This window comes from Chromobacterium phragmitis, assembly GCF_003325475.1.
Classification (GTDB): Bacteria; Pseudomonadota; Gammaproteobacteria; order Burkholderiales; family Chromobacteriaceae; genus Chromobacterium; species Chromobacterium phragmitis.
This window is the reverse complement of sequence record NZ_CP029495.1, coordinates 4,482,910-4,505,684: the sequence shown is the minus strand read 5'-3', so window position 1 is coordinate 4,505,684 and position 22,775 is coordinate 4,482,910. Positions and strand designations below refer to the sequence as shown.

Annotated in this window: 21 protein-coding genes; 17 read left to right on the top strand and 4 right to left on the bottom strand. The window is 62.2% G+C overall.

The features are described 5' to 3' along the window. Nucleotides 1-134: 134 nt before the first annotated feature. From DK842_RS21245 to DK842_RS21235, 3 genes are all read left to right on the top strand, one after another. On the top strand, nt 135-1,346 hold the full coding sequence (locus tag DK842_RS21245; protein WP_114063266.1) for an ROK family transcriptional regulator: 1,212 nt from the start codon (nt 135-137) through the stop codon (nt 1,344-1,346). A 31-nt stretch (nt 1,347-1,377) separates the two neighbouring features. Beyond that, nucleotides 1,378-3,081 carry a glycoside hydrolase family 9 protein gene (locus DK842_RS21240; RefSeq protein ID WP_232538552.1) on the top strand — a complete coding sequence of 568 codons (1,704 nt, stop codon included), beginning with the start codon at nt 1,378-1,380 and terminating at the stop codon, nt 3,079-3,081. A gap of 107 nt (nt 3,082-3,188) precedes the next feature. Further along, the gene (locus DK842_RS21235) at nt 3,189-3,797 is read left to right on the top strand and encodes a hypothetical protein (RefSeq protein WP_114063265.1); all 609 of its coding nucleotides are present in this window, start codon (nt 3,189-3,191) and stop codon (nt 3,795-3,797) included. A gap of 60 nt (nt 3,798-3,857) precedes the next feature. Here the strand turns inward: DK842_RS21235 and DK842_RS21230 are convergent, their stop codons facing one another. After that, nucleotides 3,858-5,171, bottom strand: a complete 1,314-nt coding sequence (locus tag DK842_RS21230) for a DEAD/DEAH box helicase (RefSeq protein ID WP_114063264.1) — start codon at nt 5,169-5,171, stop codon at nt 3,858-3,860. Between the two features lie 424 nt (nt 5,172-5,595). Here DK842_RS21230 and DK842_RS21225 point away from each other — a divergent pair, with 424 nt between their 5' ends. Both DK842_RS21225 and DK842_RS21220 read left to right on the top strand, forming a co-directional pair. Beyond that, the gene (locus tag DK842_RS21225) at nt 5,596-6,645 is read left to right on the top strand and encodes an EAL domain-containing protein (RefSeq protein WP_232538551.1); all 1,050 of its coding nucleotides are present in this window, start codon (nt 5,596-5,598) and stop codon (nt 6,643-6,645) included. Between the two features lie 74 nt (nt 6,646-6,719). After that, nucleotides 6,720-7,544: a hypothetical protein gene (locus tag DK842_RS21220; RefSeq protein ID WP_114063262.1), complete on the top strand. Its 825-nt coding sequence runs from the start codon at nt 6,720-6,722 to the stop codon at nt 7,542-7,544. Nucleotides 7,545-7,621: 77 nt separating this feature from the next. Here DK842_RS21220 and DK842_RS21215 read toward each other — a convergent pair whose 3' ends face one another. Next, entirely contained in the window at nt 7,622-8,419 is a 798-nt protein-coding gene (locus DK842_RS21215) for a response regulator (protein WP_168194950.1), read from the bottom strand. 256 nt (nt 8,420-8,675) lie between these two features. On the opposite strand from DK842_RS21215, the gene flgB reads away from it, so the two are divergent. From flgB to flgL, 11 genes are read left to right on the top strand one after another with little or no spacing between them, the layout of a single operon-like run. Then, nucleotides 8,676-9,089, top strand: a complete 414-nt coding sequence (flgB, locus tag DK842_RS21210; RefSeq protein WP_114063260.1) for a flagellar basal body rod protein FlgB — start codon at nt 8,676-8,678, stop codon at nt 9,087-9,089. 3 nt (nt 9,090-9,092) lie between these two features. Beyond that, on the top strand, nt 9,093-9,503 hold the full coding sequence (gene flgC, locus DK842_RS21205; RefSeq protein ID WP_114063259.1) for a flagellar basal body rod protein FlgC: 411 nt from the start codon (nt 9,093-9,095) through the stop codon (nt 9,501-9,503). A 21-nt stretch (nt 9,504-9,524) separates the two neighbouring features. Further along, nucleotides 9,525-10,265 carry a flagellar hook assembly protein FlgD gene (locus DK842_RS21200; RefSeq protein WP_114063258.1) on the top strand — a complete coding sequence of 247 codons (741 nt, stop codon included), beginning with the start codon at nt 9,525-9,527 and terminating at the stop codon, nt 10,263-10,265. Nucleotides 10,266-10,307: 42 nt separating this feature from the next. Beyond that, on the top strand, nt 10,308-11,546 hold the full coding sequence (gene flgE, locus DK842_RS21195) for a flagellar hook protein FlgE (RefSeq protein WP_114063257.1): 1,239 nt from the start codon (nt 10,308-10,310) through the stop codon (nt 11,544-11,546). Nucleotides 11,547-11,561: 15 nt separating this feature from the next. Beyond that, nucleotides 11,562-12,302, top strand: coding sequence for a flagellar basal body rod protein FlgF (locus DK842_RS21190; protein WP_114063256.1), 741 nt, complete (start codon nt 11,562-11,564; stop codon nt 12,300-12,302). A gap of 32 nt (nt 12,303-12,334) precedes the next feature. Next, entirely contained in the window at nt 12,335-13,117 is a 783-nt protein-coding gene (gene flgG / locus DK842_RS21185) for a flagellar basal-body rod protein FlgG (RefSeq protein WP_114063255.1), read from the top strand. A gap of 21 nt (nt 13,118-13,138) precedes the next feature. Then, nucleotides 13,139-13,822, top strand: a complete 684-nt coding sequence (locus DK842_RS21180; RefSeq protein WP_114063254.1) for a flagellar basal body L-ring protein FlgH — start codon at nt 13,139-13,141, stop codon at nt 13,820-13,822. 21 nt (nt 13,823-13,843) lie between these two features. Next, on the top strand, nt 13,844-14,941 hold the full coding sequence (locus DK842_RS21175; protein WP_114063253.1) for a flagellar basal body P-ring protein FlgI: 1,098 nt from the start codon (nt 13,844-13,846) through the stop codon (nt 14,939-14,941). Nucleotides 14,942-14,995: 54 nt separating this feature from the next. Continuing rightward, entirely contained in the window at nt 14,996-15,952 is a 957-nt protein-coding gene (gene flgJ / locus DK842_RS21170) for a flagellar assembly peptidoglycan hydrolase FlgJ (RefSeq protein WP_114063252.1), read from the top strand. A gap of 50 nt (nt 15,953-16,002) precedes the next feature. Next, nucleotides 16,003-17,808, top strand: coding sequence for a flagellar hook-associated protein FlgK (gene flgK, locus DK842_RS21165; RefSeq protein ID WP_114063251.1), 1,806 nt, complete (start codon nt 16,003-16,005; stop codon nt 17,806-17,808). An 11-nt stretch (nt 17,809-17,819) separates the two neighbouring features. Next, nucleotides 17,820-18,752 (top strand): flagellar hook-associated protein FlgL, encoded by a 933-nt coding sequence (flgL, locus tag DK842_RS21160; RefSeq protein WP_114063250.1) that lies wholly within the window; start codon nt 17,820-17,822, stop codon nt 18,750-18,752. A gap of 61 nt (nt 18,753-18,813) precedes the next feature. On the opposite strand, the gene astE is transcribed toward flgL, so the two are convergent. After that, complete coding sequence (gene astE, locus DK842_RS21155; RefSeq protein WP_114063249.1) at nt 18,814-19,800, bottom strand: succinylglutamate desuccinylase; 987 nt, start codon at nt 19,798-19,800, stop codon at nt 18,814-18,816. 464 nt (nt 19,801-20,264) lie between these two features. Here astE and speA point away from each other — a divergent pair, with 464 nt between their 5' ends. After that, entirely contained in the window at nt 20,265-22,145 is a 1,881-nt protein-coding gene (gene speA, locus DK842_RS21150; RefSeq protein WP_114063248.1) for an arginine decarboxylase, read from the top strand. A gap of 61 nt (nt 22,146-22,206) precedes the next feature. On the opposite strand, the gene DK842_RS21145 is transcribed toward speA, so the two are convergent. Next, entirely contained in the window at nt 22,207-22,734 is a 528-nt protein-coding gene (locus DK842_RS21145) for a GNAT family N-acetyltransferase (protein ID WP_198414592.1), read from the bottom strand. Nucleotides 22,735-22,775: the final 41 nt, after the last annotated feature.

The following is a 22,775-nucleotide window of genomic DNA, read 5'->3' as shown; positions in this document are numbered from 1 at the left end:
CCCGCCTTTGTTTATGACATTTGTATTGTTTGAAGTAAATCAGCGGAATATTATTTCGTCAAGTTGATTTAATTAAGTGTTGAAAAATGACAACGGCTTGTGCGGAGCGGGCGGCCTCGTCATACTCCCCGTTCATGAAAATCCCTCTCGCCCCCTCCGCGCCGCATACGGTGTCAGGCACCAATCTGGAATACGCCCGCTCGCACAATCGCCGCGCGATTCTGGAAACCATACGCCTCAATGGCCAACTGACGCGGGCCGATCTGGCGCGGTTGACCGCGCTGACGCCGCAGACGGTGTCCAATATCGTCGCCGAGTTGATGGATGGCGGCATGCTGCTGGCCGGCGAGCCCATGCGCGATGGCGCGCGCGGGCAGCCGGCGGTCCCGCTCCGCCTCAATCCGGACGGCGCCTACGCGGTTGGGATGCAGCTGGATCATCAGATGCTGGTGGCGCTGGTGCTGGATTTGTCGGGCAAGACGAGGGCGCGCCTGGAGACGCCGGTGGATCGGCCCGCGCCTGTCGACGCCATGCCGTTGATCGCCAGCCTGCTGGAGCGGCTGAAGCAGGAGTCGGGTCTGGACTGGTCGCGGATGCTGGGCCTGGGACTGGTGATGCCGGGGCCGTTCGGCGTGGAGGGCATGACCTCGGTCGGTCCGACGACCTTGCCGGGCTGGGAAGGGGTGGATGCCGCCGCGCTGTCTAGCAAACTGGGCTTGCCGGTACTGTTGGAGAAGGACGCCACCGCGGCGGCCATCGGCGAGCGCCTGTACGGCATGGCGAGCCAGCTGCGCAATTTCGTTTACCTCTTCGTCGGCGGCGGCCTGGGGGCGGGGCTATTCCTGGATGGCAGGTTGTATACCGGCGGCCGTCGCAACGCCGGGGAGGTGGGGCACATGATGGTGGTGCCCGATGGACGTCCCTGCGAGTGCGGCAACCATGGCTGCCTGGAGCGCTACGTGTCGCTGCAGGCGCTGTACGAGGCGCTGGGCGTGGCGGGCGGACCGCAGGCGACGCCGGAGCATTTGGCCGAACGTTGCGTGGACGCGGCCGGGGAGCGCTGGCTGGACGCGGCCGTCGGCCCCTTGCGGCAGGCGATCAATATTCTGGAGTCGCTGCTGGACGTGGATGCGGTGGTGATCGGCGGCTTATTGCCGGCTCACTGGCAAGAGGCGTTGGTGGCGAGGTTGCATCCGTTGCCGCTGTCGGTGCGCAATTGCAGCGGCGAGCGGCTGCGGCTGGGCAGCGCCGGCCGCGATGTGGTGGCGCTGGGCGCCGCGGCGCTTCTGGTGTTCGACGAGTTCAATCCGCAGTACGAGGCTTTGCTGAAGACCGGGCGGCGCTGAGCCGCAGGCGGCCGGCAGGCTGGAGGGGGCGATGACGATGCGGTTCCTGTTCAATCATCTGGGGTTCGAGAGCGCGGCAGCCAAGCCGGCGTTGCTGCAGGGGCCCGCCGATGCGGTCGTCGATTGCGCGGCAGTGCTGGATTCTGCCGGAAGGGTGGTGTTGCGCGCGCCGTTGCGCGCGCTGGGCGCTGTGGATGGCTGGGGCGACGGGCATTACTGGCGGGCGGATCTCGACGCGCTGCGTGAGCCGGGTGGGTATCAGTTGTGGCTGGAAGGCGAGGGGCCGCCGATTGTGTCGGCGCCGTTCGAAGTCGCCGATTCACTGTATGGTCCGGCGAAGCTGTCCGATCTGCTGTTCTATTTCAAGTCCCAACGCTGCAGCGGCTTATATGACATGGCTGACCGCGCGGCGCCTGAGGAAGGCGGCGCGGTCCGGCGCGACGCGCGCGGGGGCTGGTTCGACGCCTCCGGCGACTGCTCCAAATACCTGAGCCACCTGTCCTATGCCAATCATCTGAACCCGCAGCAGACGCCATTGCTGGTCTGGAGCCTGATCCGGGCGAGGCAGGCGTTGCCGCCGCAGGGAAAGTGGTTCGACGAACGCATGGTGGACGAAGCCTCGCATGGCGCGGATTTCTTGCTGCGCATGCAGCATGAGTCGGGTTTTTTCTACCAGACCTTGTTCGACGGCTGGAGCAAGGACGAGGCGCGGCGCAGCTTGTGCGCCTATTCCACTCAGCAAGGCTTGCGTTCAGACGCCTTTCAGGCCGGCTGGCGCCAGGGCGGCGGCATGGCGGTGGCGGCGCTGGCTGCGGCGTCCCGGTTGCCGCGCGACGGCGAGCGAGCGCGCGCCGCCTATCTTGCGGCGGCGCGGCGCGGCTTTGCGCACTTGCAGGAGCGCGGGAGGGACTATCTGCCGGATGGCGAGGAAAACCTGATTGACGATTACTGCGCCTTGCTGGCGGCATGCGAGCTTTACGCCGCCAGCGGCGATGGCGCTTACGCCGATGCGGCGGCGGAGCGGGCGGCTTGCCTGCTGGAGCGGCAGCACGAGGATGGATGGTTTTGGCTGGACAACGCGCGCAGCCGCAGCTTTTGCCACGCATCGGATGCCGGCCTGCCTTATCTGGCGCTGGCCCGCTATCTGGAGGCGTTGCCGGATGGCCTCTATGTGCGGGAGGCGGAGCGGGGCTGGCGCTTGGGTTTGGAGGGCGAGATGGCCCGCAGCGAGGCGGGCAATCCCTTCTGTTACCCAAGACAGTGGGTGGTGGCCCCGGGAGAAATCGAGGGCGCCCGTTTCTTCATGCCGCAGCGCAACGCCAGCGGTTATTGGTGGCAGGGGGAGAACGCCCGCGTGGCCTCGCTGGCCGCCGCAGCCTGGCAGGGCGCGGCGCGTTGGCCGGAGCAGTCCGGCAGCCTGCATGCCTACGCGCAGGGGGCGGTGGACTGGATACTGGGCCGCAATCCCTTCGATATCAGCATGTGGCAGGGCCATGGCCGCAACAATCCGCATTACGAGACGGGCTATTTCAATGCGCCGGGCGGCGTTTGCAACGGCGTGACCGCTGAACCGGGGCGCGATGACGGCATCGCTTTCTTGTCGCCAGAGGAGACGGACATCAGTCAATCCTGGCGCTGGAGCGAGCAGTGGCTGCCCCATGGGACGTGGTTGATGTTGGCTTTGGCCTGGCGTAGTGCGAGTTCATTCATTTTTGATGAAAATCAAATACGCTGATGGTTATTTATATTCCAATGGAATTTCATTGGCCTAGCCGGTCAAAGCCAACCCGGCGCAGCCCTCGATTGGAAGGCGTGCCCGATAACTACGAGAAAGGATCCGTGATGAAGTTTCCATTTCTGCTCGCTGTGACTGCGGGCGCCATCCTGGCGATCGGCAGCGCGGTTGCCCGCGCCGACTCCAACAAGGACTGCGATGCGCGTTTCGCTATCACCGGCAGTGGTTTCAGCCAGCAAAACACCAATGCCGCCATCAACTATATCGGAGCGGTATCACCCAGTCGCTTGTTGCTTGCGGGCAATGTCAATGGTTACAAGGTAACGGGCTATATGGACCTGGTCGGCTTTACCGCCAGCGGCTCCTGGGGCGATGAGGCTGGCGCCGCGGGGAGCGGCGGCTCGATATCGTCAATCGAGATCCGGGACAAGACAATGACGATATCTGGTTGGGTCAGGCAGGGAGGGCCATTCGGGGGGGTGGTTTATAAGACTGGGCAGATTCAGTTCGCCGGCGATGTGTCGTTTTCTTACACTAGCGTAGGCGATTCCGCGAACTCCAAGATCAATTACATCATTCCCTGGCCATCCAATGTTGTGAATCCGGGGAAGGGGCTATTTCTTGGCGGCACCACCTTTGACAGCCGCAAACTGCCGAACGGCAGTTTCTATTCTCCGACTTCGATGCTGTGCAAGCCGGCAGCAAGCGCGAAATAGAAGGGGGAAGATGCAAAAAACGGCGGGAAGCTCCCGCCGTTTTTCATTTGAAGGCCAACCTTACTGCGCGTTGCTGCGCGGACCGCGGTTGCCCTGGTAGCCGCCCTCGCGGCGCTGGCCTTGGTAGCCGCCTTCGCGACGGTTGCCTTGGTAGCCGCCGCGGTTGCCGCCGCTGCCGCGACGATCGCCGTAGCCGCCCGGCTTGCCGTTGCGGCGCGGGCCCTTGGGCGGGCGACGGGTCGGTTCCAGACCGTCGATCACGCCTTCGGTGATCTGGCGCTTCAGGTACTGCTCGATACGGCGCACCTTGTGGAATTCTTTGGATTCCGCCAGGGTGATGGCGGTGCCGTCTCGGCCGGCGCGGCCGGTGCGGCCGATGCGGTGCACGTAGTCCTCAGCCTGTTTCGGCAGGTCGAAGTTCACCACGTGGGTGATGGTCGGCACGTCGATGCCGCGGGCGGCCACGTCGGTAGCCACCAGCACCTTGATGCGGCCGCGGCGCAGGTCGTTCAGGGTGCGGTTGCGCCAGCTTTGCGGCATGTCGCCGTGCAGGCAGGCGGCGGAATAGCCCTGGTCGGACAGCTTGTCGGCGAGCTCTTCCGAGTAAGCCTTGGTGGCGGAGAAGATCACGCACTGGTCGAAGCCGGATTCTTTCAGAATGTAGTCCAGCAGGCGGTGCTTGTGGTTCAGGTCGTCCGCGTACAGCAGGTGTTCTTCGATGGTGCCGCCGGAGGTTTCGGTGCGGGCGATCTCGATACGCTGCGGATCGCGGGTCATCTTTTCAGCCATGCGGCCGACGATGCCGTCCAGCGTGGCGGAGAACAGCACGGTCTGGCGCGATTCCGGGGTGGCCTTCACGATGGCTTCGATATCTTCGATGAAGCCCATGTCCAGCATGCGGTCGGCTTCGTCCAGCACCAGCATTTCCAAGCGCGAGAAGTCGATGCGGCCGGAGCGCATGTGGTCCATCAGGCGGCCCGGAGTGGCCACGATCAGATCGATCGGGCGGCTCAGCGCGCGGATCTGGTAGCCGAAGGAGGAGCCGCCCACCAGGCAGGCCGTCTTCATCCAGCGCAGGTCCTTGCCGTATTCCAGCGCATTCTTCTCAACCTGCTGCGCCAGCTCGCGGGTCGGGGTCAGCACCAGCACGCGCGGGCCTTGGCCCTTGGCGGTGGAGCGCTCGGACAGCTTGGTCAGCGCGGGCAGCAGGAAGGCGGCGGTCTTGCCGCTGCCGGTCTGGGCGGAAACCAGCAGGTCGCGGCCGGCGATGGCGGCGGGAACGGCTTCTGCCTGGACGGCGGTCGGGTTTTGGTAGCCGGCGGCTTCCAGCGCGCGCAGGATGGTCGGGGCGATGCCCAGATCGGAGAACGTCATGATGTCCTTTCAGGCCGGCTGTGTGCCGGCATCACTTTAAGCCAGGTTTCGTGGCGGTTAGGCGGCGCCTTCTAGGCCGCAACTCATCGGCACCAACCTGGCAAGCGGCGAACAGCAGTCCAGTCTAAACGACTCAAGCATGGACGAAGCCTGAAAATGGTCAGGGACGATGAAGAACACACTCGGGCGAGGCGAGGGGGTGGATGTGCCCGGTGAAATTGCAAGAGGCAGGACTGTACATTAATTGTGGGCTTGGGGCAACTGTTTTCTGAAAAATGGCTGGGTAAGTATTTGATTGTTTGCGTCTTGATTGGCTGTGTTTGGAAATTTAAGTTTTACCCGTCCTTTGGGCGGCGCTTCCTGCGCTGGCGAAGGGCTTCTCTCTCGCTAAACTGCACTATAGGCGCAGACTGGGGGCGAGCGGATGCGAATCGGGGGTGGCTTGGGTTTGTGGCTGTCGAGGCGGGCGATGGGCGCCCGCGCCGGAGTGGTGTATGGATTGGCGCTGTTGCTGTTTGTGCCGCTGTCTCTGATCTTGCCGTGGCGGCTGGGCGCGATCCAACCGGATGCCTTGCATGGGCGGGGTCTGGCGCTGGTGCTGGAAGTCGTTTTGCTGGCCGCCTTGGCGGCGGCGCTGTTCGCCGCCTGGTTGCGGAGAGGCGCCGGCGCGCGAAGCGCGGCGGATTGGGAAATACTGGAAGGCATACGCAATCAGGAGTTCTTCGCGCATTACCAACCTGTCGTGGCGGCAGCGGGGGGAGAGTGCGTGGGCGTCGAGGTGCTGGCTCGCTGGCGTCACCCGGTGCAGGGCAATGTGCGGGCGGATCTGTTCATAGACGCGGCGACGGCGACGGGGCTGATCGTGCCGCTGACCCGTTATCTGTTTCGGCGGGTATGCGGAGAGTTGCGCCAAGTCGCCTTGCCTCCAGGCTTCATGGTGGGCGTCAATATCGCTGGCGAGCATCTGGCGATGCCGGAGTTGATCGAGGATTGCCGCGAAATGCTGGCGATGCTGCGCGAGAAACAGGCCGTGCTGGTGCTGGAGGTGTCCGAGCGCACGCCGCTGGGCGAGTCGCCCGCAGCGGAAGGCGTGATTCGCCGCTTGAAGCGGGAAGGGGTGAAGCTGGCGCTGGATGATTTCGGCTCAGGCTATGCGGACAAAGCTTATCTGCGGCGCTGGGGTTTCGACTTTCTGAAGGTGGAGAAGGGCTTTGTGACGGCGTTGGGGCAGGACACCATGCGTGGCAATGTGCTGGACGGCTTGTTGCTTTCCACCCGCCAGCTGGGGGTGAGGGTCATCGTCAAGGGCGTAGAGACATCCGGCCAGCAGAATTATCTGAAGGTGAACGGATTCGAGTTGTTGCAAGGTTTTTATTTCGGCAAGCCGATGACGCTGAACCATTTTCGCCAGTGGCTGTATTCCGGCATCGTGCAGGACAAGGCCGTATCGCGCAGGGGGAAGGCTGGCGCTTAAGCAAGCTGCGGGTTGGGGCGAGGGGCGGCGTTTGTTACAATGCCGCCTTTTTTCATTTTGAAGGAAGCTGAGCAATGGAATACGCCGTGCAACGCTACGCCGCCACCCGGCCCTGGGCCAAGCGAGTGGGGCAGCTGTATGTCCAGACGGTTCAGGCGGCGGAGGCTCGGGCGCAAATGAAGGATGTGATCAAGCGTGAGCTGGAGCGAGCCGCGCAAGTGTTCGAGATTCCGCAAGCCGCTATCGTATGCGAATTGGCGTTGGCCGAGGCGTGGGGACATTTCGTCCGCCATGGCAGGGTGATTTCCCATCTGGAAGCCGCGCTGGCCTCCGCGCTGGCTCATACTCGCCAGCCTTCCAACCTGCCGGATACTTTGAATTTGCCTGCCGCGGCGTTTTTTCTGCATGTGCCGGGAGAAGGCGGCGCCTTCGTCGCGCACCAGCCGGAGCGCAAGGCTTTGTTGCTGACGCTGGTGCGGATGGGATTCGCGCCGGACGGCGTCAACTGGCTGCAGGCCGCCGACCAGGTGGAACTGGTGCGGGTCGAGTATCCGGGAGAGTTGGCGGCGCAGCTGGGGGGTGTCGCGGAGGAGTGGTTGAGCCTGTTGTCGTCGGTTCTGAATGGGTTGGCGATGATGACCCAGCCCAGGCTGGAACTGGCCAAGGCCTGGGAATCCGCCGCGCCGGCGGACTGGGTGGCGGACGCCGCTCATCCCTCTTGCGCCAAGACGCGGCAGAAGGCGCGCAGCCAATTGCTGAAGTCCGGTTTCGGAGAGGTCACCTTTTGCCGCGTGGCGGACTTGGCCGGCGGCGAATACGCCAGCCAGGGCTACTGGCGCCGGCAGGCCTTTGGTGAAGAGAAGGCGAATTCCCGCCTGGTGTGGGTGGCGCCGCGCTAGGGGCCGGCAGCAAGCCCATATCTCAAATGACAAACTCCCGGGCTCGCCCGAGAGTTTTTTCTGGCGGCGGCAAGCGCTCAGTATTCGTTGAGCAGGGTGCGAATCAGCTCCCGCATCTTGTCCATGTCGAAAGGTTTTTGGCAGCAGGCGGCGATGCCTGCGTCCTCCAGCTCGTCTTTGCTCAGATTGTCGCTGTCGCTGGTGACCATCAGCACCGGCGTGTCGGGTTGCAATCCGCTGCTGCGGACGTGGCGGGCGAAGTCCAGTCCATCCATGCCGGGCATGTGGTAGTCGGTGACGATCAGCTTGAACGGTTCCTGTTCCAGGTAGGGGATGGCGGCCTCGCTGCTGGCGGCTTCGCAGAAGTGCTCGAACCCCAGTTTCTCCAGCACCTGGCGGATGTGGTGGCGGGACGTGCTGCTGTCGTCGACGATGAGCACGTTCATCAGCGCCATGTCCGCGTCCACCTCCGCGCCGAGGCTGTCGCAGTTGAGGAAGCTCATCACCGACTGCATCGCCTGTTCGAACTCTTCGTGGGTGAACGGTTTGGGCAGGATGGCGAGGCTGCCGGCCTGGCGTATCGTTTCCAGCCTTTCCGGATTGGTTTCGCTGGAGATCAGGATGAAGGGGATGTCGTACAGATCCTCGCTGTCGCGCAGCTCCTGAACCAGCTCCGCGCCGGTGATGTCCGGCAGATGATAGGCGCTGATCACCAGGCTGGGGCGCCGCAGCCTGGCTTGTTCGATCAATTCTCTGCCGGATCCGTGCGTCTCGATCTGCGAGGCGCCCATGCCTTGCAGCGCGTTGGTGATGATTTGAGCCTGCACCGGCGAGGGCTCGGCCAAAGAGATAAGTAATTGTTCCAAAGCCAGCATCGCGAGCTCCGACTTTCCACTTACTTGCATTATTGTCGGTTTTGGCACGGTTTGGCCGGAGGGGCAAGCAAAATCCTCAAATCTCTTGATGCGCGCCATGGATCGGCGAGGGCGGCAAGTTTTGCCGCCTTCGGGCGCGGCAAGGGCGGCGAACTTGCCGCTTTGGCCGGCAAGGGCGTGAAAACTTGGGTTTTCGGGGCTTTCGGCAGCTGGCACACTTCATGCTTTGGTGTGTGGCCAGCAAGGAGATCGCCCAATGCTAGACAAGATTGCCCACTATTTCGATTTTCAGCAGCGCGCGTTGAATCTGCAGGCCTATCGCGCAGAAGTGATAGGCAGCAATATCGCGAACGCCGAAACGCCGTATTACAAGGCGGTGGATTTCGATTTCAAGTCGGCGCTTCAGGCGCAAGTGGACAGACAGGGGCAATTGGCGTTGGCGACGACGAATGCGCGGCACATCGCGAATCAGGTCGGGGGCGGCTCAGGCGTGCCGCTGCAATACCGCAGCGCGGTGCAGCCCAGCCTGGACGGCAACACGGTGGACATGGATGTGGAGCGCGGGGCTTTCGCCGACAACGCGCTGCAGTATCAGACCACGCTGACCTTCCTCAACAAGAAGATCAGCGGCCTGAGCTCGGCGATTCAGGGCAACGGCTCCGGAGGTTGATGAATGTCTTTGTCCAATCTGTTCAATATCTCGGGATCGGCGCTGTCGGCGCAGTCGATGCGGCTCAATGTGGTGGCCAGCAACCTGGCCAACGCGGAAAGCGCCACCAGCTCCACCGGGCAGCCTTACAAGGGGCGGCACGTGGTGTTCACCGCGATTCCGGTGGACACCGCCCAGCCGCAGGTCGCCGGCGTGCGCGTGACCTCCGTGGTGGAGGATCAGTCTCCGCCGCGCTTGAAGTACGAACCGGGCAATCCGCTGGCCGACGAGCGCGGCTACGTGACCATGCCCAATGTCAACGTGGTGGAAGAGATGGCCGACATGATCGCAGCGTCTCGGGCTTACCAGAACAACGTTGAAATGATGAACACCGCCAAGACCCTGCTGCAGAAGACACTGCAGCTCGGTCAGTAAACCAGCTAAAGGGTGACGGCCATGGCTACCGCAGCGACCAACGGCATCGGAAACGGATTCGACTACACCAATGTGAACAACGGGCAGGTGCCGGCCGGTTCCCTCCCGTCGGTCAACAAGTCCGGGACGAATTCCAGCAATTCGTCGGCGACCAGCGCCCAGGCGATGCAGGACAATTTCCTAAGGCTGCTGACTGCGCAGTTGAACGCGCAGGACCCGCTGAATCCGATGGACAACAGCCAGATCACCAGCCAAATGGCGCAGATCAGCCAGGTAGCCGGCTTGCAGACGCTGAACCAGACCATGCAGCAACTAGTGTCGGCGCAGAACGCCACCCAGTCGCTGATGGCCTCCAGCATGATCAACAAGAACGTGTTGATAGCGGGCAATGCGTTGCCGATGCCCGCGGCCGGACAAACGGTTCAGGGCGGCGTGCTGTTGAACGGCCCCGCCTCCTCGGTGCAAGTCAATGTCTTGGACAAAAATGGCAATGTCGTGGATTCCGTGCCGTTGAAGAATCCGGGCAAGGGGATGAATACTTTTTCCTGGGATGGCAAGGACGCAAGCGGCAACCCGCTGCCGGCGGATGGCGCGTATACCTTCCAGGTTCAGGTGACGCAGATCGACAAGTCCGGGTCCACCACCGCGACAGCTTATACCACCCAGCAGGTGAAAGCGGTTTCCTGGGCGAATGGCACGCCGATGTTGGTGCTGGCGGATAATTCCCAGGTGCCGCTGGCCAATGTCGCGCAGATGTCCTGAGCGCCGCGCGCCGAGATCTAGAGCTTAACGAGGAGCAGTAAGATGGGCTTTCAACAAGGTTTGAGCGGTCTGAACGCGGCATCCGTGCAGCTGGACACCATAGGCAACAACGTGGCCAACGCCAATACTGTCGGCTTCAAGAGCTCGCGAACCGAGTTCGGCGACTTGTACGGCAACAGCCTGTACGGCATCACCGCCACCACGCCGGGCATCGGCGTGCAGGTGCAGGCGGTAACGCAGAACATGGGCAACGGCAACCTGGACTCCACCGGCCGCAGCCTGGACTTGGCGATTAACAATGCCGGCTTTTTCATCATGGGCTTGCCTAACGGCACTCAGGCCTATACCCGCAACGGCCAGTTCCAGGTCAATAGCTCCGGCTATCTGGTCAGCTCCGCGGGGAATTATCTGCAAGGCTGGACGGCCGATGCGAACGGCAATATCGCGGAAGGGCCCGTCGGCAAGCTGCAATTGGCTGCGACTTCGATTTCGCCTAAGGCTACTACCAAGCTGAGCATGCCTGTTCAGTTGAACTCGAGCAGCAAGACGCCGACGGTGGCTCCCATCAACAATCCCGCCAATCCTAATTCCTATAATTGGCCGAATAGTCAAATTGTCTATGACAGCTTGGGCAATTCGCACCAGATGACTTTTTACTATTCGTTGACCAACTCCGCGGCAACCGGCAATACCTGGACGGTCAACGCCTATGTGGACGGCAATGCGGCGACCTCTCCCGCCAACTTCACATTGAATTTCGATACCAGCGGCAACTTGACCGGCTTCACGCCGGTGCCCATCACATTCACCACGGCGCCGCTGAACGGCGCGGCGATACCGCAGACGGTCACGCTTGACTACACCAACTCCACGCAGATCGCCCAGACTTCGGCGGCGCTCAATCCCGTGATACAGGATGGCTCGGCGCCCGGCACGCTGCAGGGCATCAATATCTCGGCGGACGGCTTGATTCAGGCCAGCTTTTCCAATAGCCAAACCAAAAGCATAGGGCGGGTGGCGCTGGCTAATTTCGTCAATCCGCAGGGTTTGCAGGATGTGGGCGGCAATCTGTGGGTGCAGACAGGCAATTCCGGCGCATACACCATCAATCGTCCAGGCGCGGGCAATACCGGCACGCTGTCATCCGGCCAGGTGGAGGATTCCAACGTCAACCTGACCAATGAATTGGTGAGCATGATCACGGCCCAGCGCTACTATCAGGCCAACGCCCAGACGATCAAGACGCAAGACACCTTGGTCCAGACGCTGTTGAACATCTAAGCGGCGAGTTGAAGCATGGATAGAATGTTGTACCTGGCGATGACGGGCGCCAAGCATGAAGCTTGGCAGCAGGCCACCACCGCCAACAATCTGGCCAACGTCAACACCAACGCCTTCAAGGCCGACCTGGCAGCCTTTCGCGCCTTGCCGGTGATAGGCGACGGCGCGCCGACCCGCACCTACGTGGTGGACAACACCATAGGCTTCGACGCCAGCCAGGGGCCGCTGCAGCATACCGGCAATCCGTCTGATTTCGCGTTGGGTTCGCCGGGTTACTTCGCGGTGCAGGGCGCGGATGGCCAGGAGGCGTATACTCGCGACGGCGGCTACACGCTGGACGCCAACGGCCTGATGCGCACGCGCACCGGTCTCACCATCATGGGCGACGGCGGGCCGATCACGGTGCCGACCGGCACGCAGGTGCAGTTGGGGCAAGATGGCTCGGTGATGGCGATACCCTTGATCGGGGCCAATCGCGCGCCGCAGCTGGTGGGGCAGATCAAGATGGTCAATCCCGGCCCCAAGGACCTGTACAAGGGCGAGGACGGGTTGTTCCACGTGAACGGCGGCGGCACGCTGCCCGCCAACGCCGACGTCAAACTGGTGCCGGAGACCTTGGAGTCATCCAATGTCAACTCCGTGGAGGCTCTGGTGCAGATGATCTCTCATGGCCGCCAGTACGAACTGAATATCAAGATGATGCAAACCTCGCAGCAGAACGACCAGCAGGCTGCTCAGCTGTTGTCCATGGGCTGAGGCCTGGACGAGAAAGAACAAGGTAAACCGCCATGATGCGCGCACTGTATATCGCCAAGACCGGCATGGACGCCAGCCAGTTTCAACTGGACGTGGTTTCCAACAACTTGGCCAACGTCAACACCATAGGCTTCAAGCGCAGCCGCGGCGTGTTCGAGGAGTTGTATTATCAAACGCTGCGCCAGCCGGGCGGGCAGTTGGCCAATGGCAGCACTTTGCCGTCGGGTTTGCAGATCGGCACCGGCGCGGCGGCGGTGGCATCCACCCGCATTCATGCCCAGGGCATTCCCAGCCAGACCGGCCAGCCGCTGGACATGCAGATAGACGGCAACGGCTTTTTCCGCGTCCTGCTGCCCAATGGCACCACCGCGTATACCCGCGATGGCGAGTTTCAGCGCAACTCCAACGGCGACGTGGTGACGGCGATGGGTTATCCGCTGAATCCCAATATCAATATCCCGAACAACGCGCTGCAGATCACCGTCTCCACCGCCGGCGTGGTGCAATACACGCTGCCGGGCGCTACCGCGCCGCAGACCGCCGGCACGGTGCAGCTGACTACTTTCATCAACCCGCAAGGCCTGGAAAGCACCGGCGGCAACCTGTACCTGCAGACGGCAGCCTCCGGCGATCCTCAGGATGGCGATCCGCAAACCGATAGCCGAGGCGCGATCAAGTCCGGCTTTCTCGAATTGTCCAATGTCAACGTGACTGAGGAGCTGGTCAACATGATCACCGCCCAGCGTTCGTTCGAAATGAACTCGCGCGCGGTGACTACGGCTGACCAGATGCTGCAGAAGCTGAGCAACCTGTAATCGATTTTGGGGAGTAAGGCGATGAGAGCCAAACTTGCGATGTTGCTGTGCGCGGCGGCGTGGCTGAGCGGATGCGTGGTGCAAGAGCCGCCGCTGGTGCAGTCGCCGACCACCGCTCGGCCGCAGCCGAGGCCGGTGGGCTTGCCGGCCAATGGCGCCATCTTCCAGGCGGCCAGCTATCGGCCTATGTTCCAGGACGCGATGCCGGTGCAAGTGGGCGACACGTTGCAGGTCAACATCCAGGAGAATTCGTCGACTTCCGCGTCGGAGCAGACCACGGATACCCGAACCTCGTCGCAGAACTCCAGCATCACCGCCGGCGTGAAGCTTCCCTTCTTGCCCAGCGGGCTGGCCAGCAGCCTGGGCGGCACCAGTTTCAATAGCTCGGGCTCGGCGAACAATACCGGCAAGGGCAATAATCAGGTGGCGACCAGTTTCATCAGCTCCATCACCGTGACCGTGATCGATGTGCTGGCCAACGGCAACTTGGTGATCAGCGGCGAGAAGCAGGTGCGCATCAACAGCGATACCGAGTCCATCCGCCTGTCAGGCGTGGTGAATCCGCGCGATGTGTCGCCGGATCGCGGCGTATCTTCGCTGAAGATCGCGGACGCCCGCATAGAACAGCAAACCAAGGGCAACAACCGTCTCTACAACGAGCCGGGCTGGCTGTCCAAGATTTTCATGTCGCTGCTGCCTATCTGAGCGCGGCGAAGGATGGCGTGGATGAAAAAATGGATCGTGCTGGCCAGCCTGCTGCTGGCCGCGCTGCCGGCTTGGTCGGCCCAGCGTTTGAAGGATATCGCCAACATCGGCGGCGTGCGCCCCAACCAGCTGATAGGCTACGGCTTGGTGGTGGGTCTGGACGGCAGCGGCGACAAGGTGACGTCGTCGCCGTTTACCGGGCAGGCGATGACCAATATGCTGAACCAATTGGGCGTGCAGGTGCCGCCCGGCACCAAGATTGATCCCAAGAACGTCGCGGCGGTGACGTTGACCGCGACGCTTCCCCCATTCGCCAGGCGAGGGCAGGCTATCGACGTGACGGCGTCGTCCATCGGCGACGCCAAGAGCTTGCGCGGCGGTACCTTGCTGCTGTCGCCGCTGAAAGGCGCCGATGGCCAGATCTACGCGATGGCCCAGGGCAATGTGGTGGTTGGAGGCGCCGGCGCGTCTGCCGGCGGCAGCTCCACCCAGATCAACCAGTTGAGCGTGGGCCGCATACCTTCCGGCGCTACGGTGGAGCGCGAAGTCCCCACCGCGCTGGGCGATGGAGAGTTCATTCATCTGGAACTGCAAGAGGCCGATTTCACCACTGCCAATCGCGCGGTGCAGGCGATCAACAAGGCCTTTGGTCTCGATACCGCCCGCGCGGTGGATGGCCGGTTGATCGAAGTGAGGGCGCCGTTCGATAGCAATCAACGGGTGCAGTTTCTGTCTCGGATGGAAAATATTGCCGTCGATCCGGCAGATCTTTCCCCGCTGGTCATCATCAACGCCCGCACCGGCTCCATCGTGATGAACCAGTCGGTGACGCTGGGTTCCTGCGCGGTGTCGCACGGCAATCTATCTGTGACCATCAACAACACGCCGCAGGTGAGCCAACCCAACCCGCTGTCAGGCGGCAAAACGGTGGTCACCAATCAGGCCGACATCACCATCAACAGCACCAGCGGCAAGGTGGTGGGGCTGAAGGGGGGGGCAAATTTGTCCCAGGTGGTGAACGCGCTGAACGCGCTGGGCGCGACGCCGCAAGATCTGATTTCCATTCTGCAGGCGATGAAGTCCGCCGGCTCGCTGAAGGCCGATCTGCAGATCATCTAATGTTGGGCACGGTCATGGCATGATTGTTGCTTTATACGCGGCGAGGAGTGATTCATGACCGCCAAATTCCAGTCCGTTTTGCCGCAGGACGCGCTCAGCCATCAACTGGCGATCGATCCCGGCCACTTGCGCAGCTTGCGCGCGAAGGCCGCGTCAGATCCGAAAGCCGCGGCGCGGGAAACAGCCGCTCAGTTCGAATCGCTGCTGATGAGCACGATGCTGAAGTCCATGCGCGCGACCAAGTTCGACGAATCGGATGACTCCAACAGCTTGGATACGTTTCGCGGCATGGCGGACCAGCAGATGATCCAGGCGATGAGCGCCAATGGCGGCCTGGGATTGGGCGACATGATCTACCGTCAGATCGCCAAGCAGTCCGGCTTCAGCCCCGACGAGGACAAGACCGCGGCCGTGCATCGGTTGGCTGGCCCCCCGCTGATGGCGCAGCCGGCGGGGCAGCGCATGCTGCAGGCTTATCGCAGCGCCCAGTCGGAAGCGGACGGCGCGGTGGCCAGCTTGGCGCAAGCGCCGCAGCCGTCCGGAACCGGAAAGGGCTTCGCATCGTCCTTGTTGCCGCACGCGCGTGGCGCGGCGGAGCAACTGGGCGTGGCGCCGGAATGCGTGGTGGCCCACGCGGCGCTGGAGAGCGGGTGGGGCAAGCGGGCGATACGCAACGCCGATGGCACGGACAGCCATAATCTGTTCGGCATCAAGGCCGGTTCCGATTGGCAGGGCAAGACGACCACCATCATGACCACCGAGTATGTGGGCGGCGCGCCGCAGAAGAGGATGGAGACTTTCCGCTCTTACGGCTCTTACGCGGAGGCGTTCTCCGATTACGCCAAGGTGCTCAAGGGCTCCTCGCGTTATAAGAACGTGTTGAACCAAGGGCAGAACATGTACGGTTTCGCCCAGGGACTGCAGGCTGGCGGTTATGCCACCGACCCGCGCTACGCGCGTAAGCTGGTGGATGTGGCGGCGAGTCTGGCGCAACAAGTCGCCAAGACTTGATCAAGTTCGGGCGGAAACGGCCGATAAGGAACGCAGGATAGGGGATTATCATGGCAATCGTCGGAGCGGACATATTCAGCATTGGCCTGAGCGGCCTCAACGTCGCGCAGAACGCGTTGTCGGTGACCAGCAACAACATCTCCAATTCGGCCACGCCAGGCTACAACGTCCAGTATCTGACCCAGGCGGGCAGAACGCCGCAGAACGCCGGGTTCGGCTATCTGGGGCAGGGGGTGGACGCGACCAATGTGCTGCGTACTTACAGCCAGTATCTGAGCACTCAGGTGCAAGGCGCGCAAGCCAACAGCAGCTACTACTCCAGCCAATTGCAGCAGCTGAATCAGATCAACAACGCCATCGCCAACTCCACCCAGAGCCCGAATCCGGCGATACAGTCCTTTTTCGGCGCGATGCAGACGCTGTCGCAGCAGCCGGCTTCGCTGCCTATCCGGCAGAACGTGCTCAGCATGGCGCAGGCGCTGGCGACCTCGATGACTTCGATGAACAGCCAGTTGGTGCAGATGCAGCAAGGCGTCAACGGCCAGATCGACACCACGGTGCAGAGCATCAATACGCTGGCCAAGCAGATCGCCGATCTGAATCAGAAAATTGGATCCGCAACAGGGGGCAATCCCAATGCGCCGCAGGCGCAGCCCAATACGCTGCTCGATGCGCGAGATCAGGCGGTGCTGGAGTTGAACAAGCTGGTCGGCGCCACGGTCGCCACCGCTACCGATGGCTCATACATCGTCAGCATCGGGTCGGGCCAGACCATCGTCGCCGGCAATCTCGTGAATCAATTGACGACGCAATCGGATCCCAACAATCCCAGCAATCGCCAGGTCGGGTTCGTGAATCCGAATGGCGGTTCCCCGATCATCCTCCCCAATAACGTGCTGGGGAGCGGTCAATTGGGGGGATTGCTCAATTTTCGGGACGGCACTTTGCTGCAGACGCAAAATCAGTTGGGCACGTTGGCCATCAATTTCTCCGCGGCGATGAATTACCAGAACTCGCTGGGCTTGGACTATAACGCACAGCCGGGCACCGCCATTTTCAACGATTTGTCGTCTTTTGCGACTAATCCGCAATACGCGGCAGGGCAGTTCCAGGTGTTGATGGGCGATCCCAAACTGTTGGCGACCACGTCCAACATGGTGCCGACCGGCACCGCAGGGGGTACTAGCGGAGTGAAGATGACCGGAGTGTGGTCGACTTTGCCGGGCACCTATGCGGGCAACATCAATGCGAACCCGCCTGTTTTCCCCGCCAAGACGGCCCACCCATCCAGCGGCTTGACCAGCATGACGGTCACAGCATCCGCGACCGCGCCGGTGACGATGACGGCGACCATTGTCGGCACCAATGGCGGGGGGCCATACAATGTGGTGCCCAACCCTGCGCAGCCCAATGGCTATAAACTGCAGACCACGGCTGTGCCGCCTGTTGACGTAGGCATCGGTTTTCAACTGTCCGGCAGCCCGGATTTGAATCAGACCTTCACTGTCGGTCCCGCTGTCGCCGGTTCGGCGAACTTGAAGGCTTCGGGCGACAACAGCAATTTGCTGCAACTGACTGCGCAGCAGAATATCGGCTTGGTGAATAACCAATCGTATCAGGTGTATTACAGCTCGATGGTGGCGTCCGCGGGCAACCAGGGCTATGCGGTGGGGCAGATGAATTCGTCGGCGCAGACGACTTTGGATCAGGCTACCAGAAACAATTCGAATTATTCAGGCGTGAACCTGGACCAGGAAGCCGCCAATCTGATCAAGTACCAGCAGTCCTACCAGGCCTGCAGCAAGGTGATACAGATTGCGCAAAGCACCTTCTCCAGCATCCTGAACATCATGTAAGGAGACCGGCCATGCGCATCAGCTCGTCAACCCTGTACACGTCCGGCGTGAACAATATGTCGAATCTGCAAGCCCATCTGGTGCAGGTGAATACGCAGATCGACTACCAGAAGCGGGTGGTGACGCCATCGGACGATCCTGTCGCTGCGGCGCGAATCGAGTTGCTGAACACCTCCAGCGGGCAGAATACGCAGTACAAGGCCAACACCCAGGCGGTGGACAGCTGGCTCACGTACTCGGACACCGCGCTCAAGGGGGCCATCGATTTGCTGAATTCGATGAAAAGCCAGGCGATCTATGCCGGCGACGGCGCCCTGTCGACCGCGCAATTGCAGGCGATCCAGAAGACCGTGCAGGAAGGCATGACCGAATTGGTCGGCTACGCCAACGCCACCGACGGCATCGGCAATTATCTTTTCGGCGGCAACCAGATCAACACGCCGCCCTTCACGTTGAACATGAGCAACCCGCCGACCATCACCTACAACGGCGATAATGGCCAGCGCAGCGTGCAGGTCAGCTCATCCCGCCTCATGACGATTTCCGATCCGGGCAATACCGTTTTCGGCTCGCTGGCGACGGGGGGGAGTCCGACAGCCGCTTTCGATGCCTTGATCAATCTGAACAATCTATTGGGCACGACGCCGAAGCCGGCCAACTTTGCCGCGCAACTGGGGCCCATCATCGATCAAATCGGCAACGCTGCCCAGCAAATGGGCGTTGGCTTGGCCTCGATAGGCGCGCGCGAGCAGGAAAACGCCAATCTCCAGAGCATGAGCGATAATCTCAACCTGCAGTACAACACCAGTGTCGGCGACCTGCAGAACCTGGACATGGCGCAGGCGATATCCGAATTCACCATGACCCAGACCTCGTTGCAGTACACGCAGAAGACTTACGCCCAAGTGGCGCAGCTGTCGCTGTTCAATTACATTTCCGGCTGACAAGAGCGTGGATGGAAAACGGGCCGCGTCGCGGCCCGTTTTTTTTTGCGCTGAGGGGTGGTCAATCCAGAGCGGCAGGCTCCACCACGATGCCGGCGCGCAATCCCGGCTTGACGCCGGGATTGGGGAACAGAATGCGCTCCTCGCCGCCGCGGGCGATGTAGCGGGTGTCGCCATCTTCGGCGATCAGCATGCCGTCCGGCAGGACGGTGAAATTCTCTACGTCGTCGGCCAGGTGCAGGCGGAAGGCGTCGCTGCGCTTGATCAGGTCGTACTTGGCGCGGAACAGCGGCAGCGCGCTCAGGTCTTCGCCGTCGGCAGGCGAGTCGGCGCCGGACAGCAGTTGCCGTAGGGCCTGGTCTATGCCGGAGAAGCGGGATAGGTCGTTCTGGCCGAAGGGGCGCGCCTTGCCCAGCTCCAGAGTGAAGGCGTCAGCCCGGCAGCAGCGGCTGGTGTGGTAACTGAAGGTGTTGGCCGGCGCGCTGTGCAGCAGCACGGCTTCTATGCCGCAGCGGCTTAGCCAGGCCAGTTGCTCGCGATTGGGCGGGCGTTGGTGGAGGAAGGGGGAGATCGCGAATTTCTCGAATGCCGAGCCGCGGATGGCCGTGTGGAGATCATAGTGCAGGCGGCGGCCGCGCGCTGGCTCGAAGAATGATTCGGCAAGTTTTTCCAGCTCGGCGGCGCGGGCGGCTTCCGGCGCGCCGGGCTGTTTGGCGTGGGCGCCGTTGAACAGGCGGTTCATATCGTAGTTGCCGTAGCGGACGCCCTGCCGGATGGCGTCCAGGTTGGCGAACATCACCAGCAATCGGCAACGCAGCGGCAGACGGCTTTCGGCGATGTCGCGCAGCATTTCGTCCACCACCTCGATCGGCGCGGTCTCGTTGCCGTGCACGCCGCAGGAGAGCAGGATCGAGTCGCCGTCCAGCGCGTCGCGGTTCAACTCCACGCAGCCAGGCGCGAGCCAGCGGGCGAAGAGTCCATTCGCCAGGGGCCAATCGGCGAGGGGGGCGGAGGCTGAGAGCGCGTATTGCAGAAAGGATGGGGTCATGGCGATGTGCGTTCGATAGGCGATGCCTGATTGTAATCGCCCGCCATCCTGCGGTCATGTCGGGACGCGCGGCGATGCCAGGCGGGGTGTTGCGAATCTGGTTAAAAAGCTTGTCGTTTGCCAAAAATGTCTGGCCTCGCCAGGCGGCTTTTTCGGTGCCGCATGTCATGGCTGTCGCGGCGCGCGGCGCGCAATCCTTTGTTTTGTCAGCCTTGATTTTTTCAGTGGCGGCGCAGGGGCGGACGGCTGGCCCGGAACGCAGGGCAGCGGCAGCGCCACGGGTGCATTTTTTTACTTGTCAATCAGCGAGATGTTGTTACAATCCGCGCTCGTTTGCGCTATGCAACAACTAACAATTCATCCTGTTTCGCTCCGACATCCCAGGCCCACATAAAAGCTGTAGAGCCCGAAAGCCGTGCACTAAGGAGCGGGGTTATCCATCATAAGTTCTGAGAGGAAAACTCATGGCTTGGTCTGTGGCTGATAGCCGGAGCCTGTACGGCATCCGGCATTGGGGGGCTGGTTATTTCGATGTCGGTGACAACGGCAATGTCGTCGTGCGTCCCAACGCGCGCCAGCGCAAGGAAATCGATCTGTATCGCCTGGCGCGCGATCTGGGCGGCAAAGGCCTGGATCTGCCGCTGCTGGTGCGTTTTCCGGACATTCTGCAGGATCGCGTCACCCGCCTGTGCGGCGCCTTCGACAAGGCTATCGCCGAGCAGGGGTACGACAATCGCTACACCGCCATCTATCCGATCAAGGTCAACCAGCAGGAAGCGGTGGTCAAGAGCATCATCGCCACTCAGGACGTGTCCATCGGTCTGGAAGCCGGCTCCAAGCCGGAACTGATGGCGGTGCTGGCGCTGGCGCCCAAGGGCTGCACCATCGTCTGCAACGGCTACAAGGACCGAGAATTCATCCGCTTCGCGCTGATCGGCGAGCGCTTGGGCCACCAAGTGTTCATCGTGATCGAAAAGGAGTCCGAAGTCGATCTGGTGATCGAAGAATCCCGCAAACTGGAAGTGCGCCCCAATATCGGCCTGCGCGTGCGCTTGTCGTCGCTGGCCTCCAGCAAGTGGTCCGACACCGGCGGCGAGAAGGGCAAGTTCGGCTTGTCCGCCGGCCAGCTGATTTCGGCCACCGACAAGCTGATCGCGGCCGGCCTGGGCGATTGCGTGCGCCTGATGCACTTCCACATGGGTTCGCAGATCGCCAACATCGCCGACTACCGTCTGGGCTTCCGCGAGGCGATCCGCTACTTCGCCGAACTGAGAGCGCTCGGCCTGCCGGTGGACCACGTGGACGTGGGCGGCGGCCTGGGCGTCGATTACGACGGCACCCACTCCCGCAACGACAGCTCGATCAACTACGACATGGACGAGTACGCCCATGTGATCGTGTCCATGCTGTCCGAGTTCTGCGCCGAGAACGGCATCCCGCACCCGCGCATCCTGTCGGAATCGGGCCGCGCGATGACCGCGCACCACGCGGTGCTGCTGATGAACGTGACCGACGTCGAGCGTCTGCCCGATACGGTGGCGCCGATCGAAAACGCGGAAGAGCTGTCGCTGCCGCTGCGCAAGCTGGTGGAGCTGGCCAACCTCAACGACGAGGAGCTGGTCACCGAGATTTACTACCGCGCCAGCCACTGCGTGACTGAAGTCAGCGAGATGTACGCCGAAGGCCGCTTGTCGCTGAAGGAAAAGGCGCTGGCCGAAGACCTGCACGCCACGCTGTGCCGCCGTCTGCACAACCAGCTGCAGGCCAGCCAGCGTTCGCAGCGCCAGGTGTACGACGAGCTGACCGACCGTCTGGCCGACAAGTACTTCTGCAACTTCTCGGTGTTCCAGAGTCTGCCGGATACCTGGGCCATCGACCAAGTGCTGCCCATCATGCCGGCGCACCGCCTGAACGAGAAGCCGACCCGCCGCGCGGTGCTGCAGGATTTGACCTGCGATTCGGACGGCAAGCTCAAGCAGTACGTCGATCAGCAGAGCATCGAGTCCAGCATGTCGGTGCACGAGGTGAAGCAGGGCGACGAATATCTGATCGCGGTGTTTCTGGTGGGCGCTTATCAGGAAATTCTGGGCGACATGCACAATCTGTTCGGCGACACCGACTCGGTCAACGTCTACGTACGCGACGGCGGCGAGCTGGAGATTTCCGGCGTGGAAGAGCACGACACCATCGAGGACATGCTGCGCTACGTGCACCTGTCGCCGGAGGATTTGCTCAACCGCTACGAGGCCAAGACCCGCGAGTGCGACCTGAACCCGGAAGAGCGCAGCCTGTACTTCGCCGAGTTCTGCCGCGGCCTGAAGCAGTCGTCGTATCTGGCGGTCTGATTTTCGCTTTTGCCAGAGAAAACCGGGCTTTGCGCCCGGTTTTTCGCGTCTGGCGCATCCATCAGCCGGGGTCGGAGCCTGGCGGCACGAAATACAGGCTGGGTCCGTCGATGCCGGGCAAGTCCAGCATGCGGTCGTAGACCAGGCCCAGCTTTTCCAATACCCGGATCGAATTGTGGTTGTGCGGCGCGGTGATGCCGACCACGCAGGCGATGGCCAGCGCATCCCGGCCGTGCGCCAGGCAGGCCGCGCCGGCCTCGGTGGCGTAGCCGCGGCCCCAGTGGCGCTCCAGAAAAGCATAACCGATGTCGGGGTGGGGCAGGCTATCGCGTTTGACCAGGCCGCAGATCCCGACCGGTTCGCCGCCGTCGCGCAGCGCCACCATCAGCAGGCCGTGGCCGTGTTGGCGGTAGCTGGCTTGCGGGCCCTTTTCGATGTAGTTGCGCGCGCCAGCGAGATCATGCACATCCTTGTCGCCGATATTGGCGAGGAAGGCCGGTTCGTTGACCAGCTCCAGAATGAAGGGGGCGTCGTCTTCCCGCAGCGGGCGCAGCATCAGGCGCGGCGTTTCTATGTCTAGGGAGTGCACGGAGTGAAGCTCTGGTGTGGGTGGGACAGGCTACAGTGTGC

Bases quoted from the DNA above. Each gene is read 5' to 3' on its own strand.
- DK842_RS21245 (WP_114063266.1), top strand. From the start codon at position 135: ATGAAAATCCCTCTCGCCCCCTCCGCGCCGCATACGGTGTCAGGCACC.
- DK842_RS21240 (WP_232538552.1), top strand. From the start codon at position 1,378: ATGACGATGCGGTTCCTGTTCAATCATCTGGGGTTCGAGAGCGCGGCA.
- DK842_RS21235 (WP_114063265.1), top strand. From the start codon at position 3,189: ATGAAGTTTCCATTTCTGCTCGCTGTGACTGCGGGCGCCATCCTGGCG.
- DK842_RS21230 (WP_114063264.1), bottom strand. From the start codon at position 5,171: ATGACGTTCTCCGATCTGGGCATCGCCCCGACCATCCTGCGCGCGCTG.
- DK842_RS21225 (WP_232538551.1), top strand. From the start codon at position 5,596: ATGCGAATCGGGGGTGGCTTGGGTTTGTGGCTGTCGAGGCGGGCGATG.
- DK842_RS21220 (WP_114063262.1), top strand. From the start codon at position 6,720: ATGGAATACGCCGTGCAACGCTACGCCGCCACCCGGCCCTGGGCCAAG.
- DK842_RS21215 (WP_168194950.1), bottom strand. From the start codon at position 8,419: ATGCTGGCTTTGGAACAATTACTTATCTCTTTGGCCGAGCCCTCGCCG.
- flgB (WP_114063260.1), top strand. From the start codon at position 8,676: ATGCTAGACAAGATTGCCCACTATTTCGATTTTCAGCAGCGCGCGTTG.
- flgC (WP_114063259.1), top strand. From the start codon at position 9,093: ATGTCTTTGTCCAATCTGTTCAATATCTCGGGATCGGCGCTGTCGGCG.
- DK842_RS21200 (WP_114063258.1), top strand. From the start codon at position 9,525: ATGGCTACCGCAGCGACCAACGGCATCGGAAACGGATTCGACTACACC.
- flgE (WP_114063257.1), top strand. From the start codon at position 10,308: ATGGGCTTTCAACAAGGTTTGAGCGGTCTGAACGCGGCATCCGTGCAG.
- DK842_RS21190 (WP_114063256.1), top strand. From the start codon at position 11,562: ATGGATAGAATGTTGTACCTGGCGATGACGGGCGCCAAGCATGAAGCT.
- flgG (WP_114063255.1), top strand. From the start codon at position 12,335: ATGATGCGCGCACTGTATATCGCCAAGACCGGCATGGACGCCAGCCAG.
- DK842_RS21180 (WP_114063254.1), top strand. From the start codon at position 13,139: ATGAGAGCCAAACTTGCGATGTTGCTGTGCGCGGCGGCGTGGCTGAGC.
- DK842_RS21175 (WP_114063253.1), top strand. From the start codon at position 13,844: ATGAAAAAATGGATCGTGCTGGCCAGCCTGCTGCTGGCCGCGCTGCCG.
- flgJ (WP_114063252.1), top strand. From the start codon at position 14,996: ATGACCGCCAAATTCCAGTCCGTTTTGCCGCAGGACGCGCTCAGCCAT.
- flgK (WP_114063251.1), top strand. From the start codon at position 16,003: ATGGCAATCGTCGGAGCGGACATATTCAGCATTGGCCTGAGCGGCCTC.
- flgL (WP_114063250.1), top strand. From the start codon at position 17,820: ATGCGCATCAGCTCGTCAACCCTGTACACGTCCGGCGTGAACAATATG.
- astE (WP_114063249.1), bottom strand. From the start codon at position 19,800: ATGACCCCATCCTTTCTGCAATACGCGCTCTCAGCCTCCGCCCCCCTC.
- speA (WP_114063248.1), top strand. From the start codon at position 20,265: ATGGCTTGGTCTGTGGCTGATAGCCGGAGCCTGTACGGCATCCGGCAT.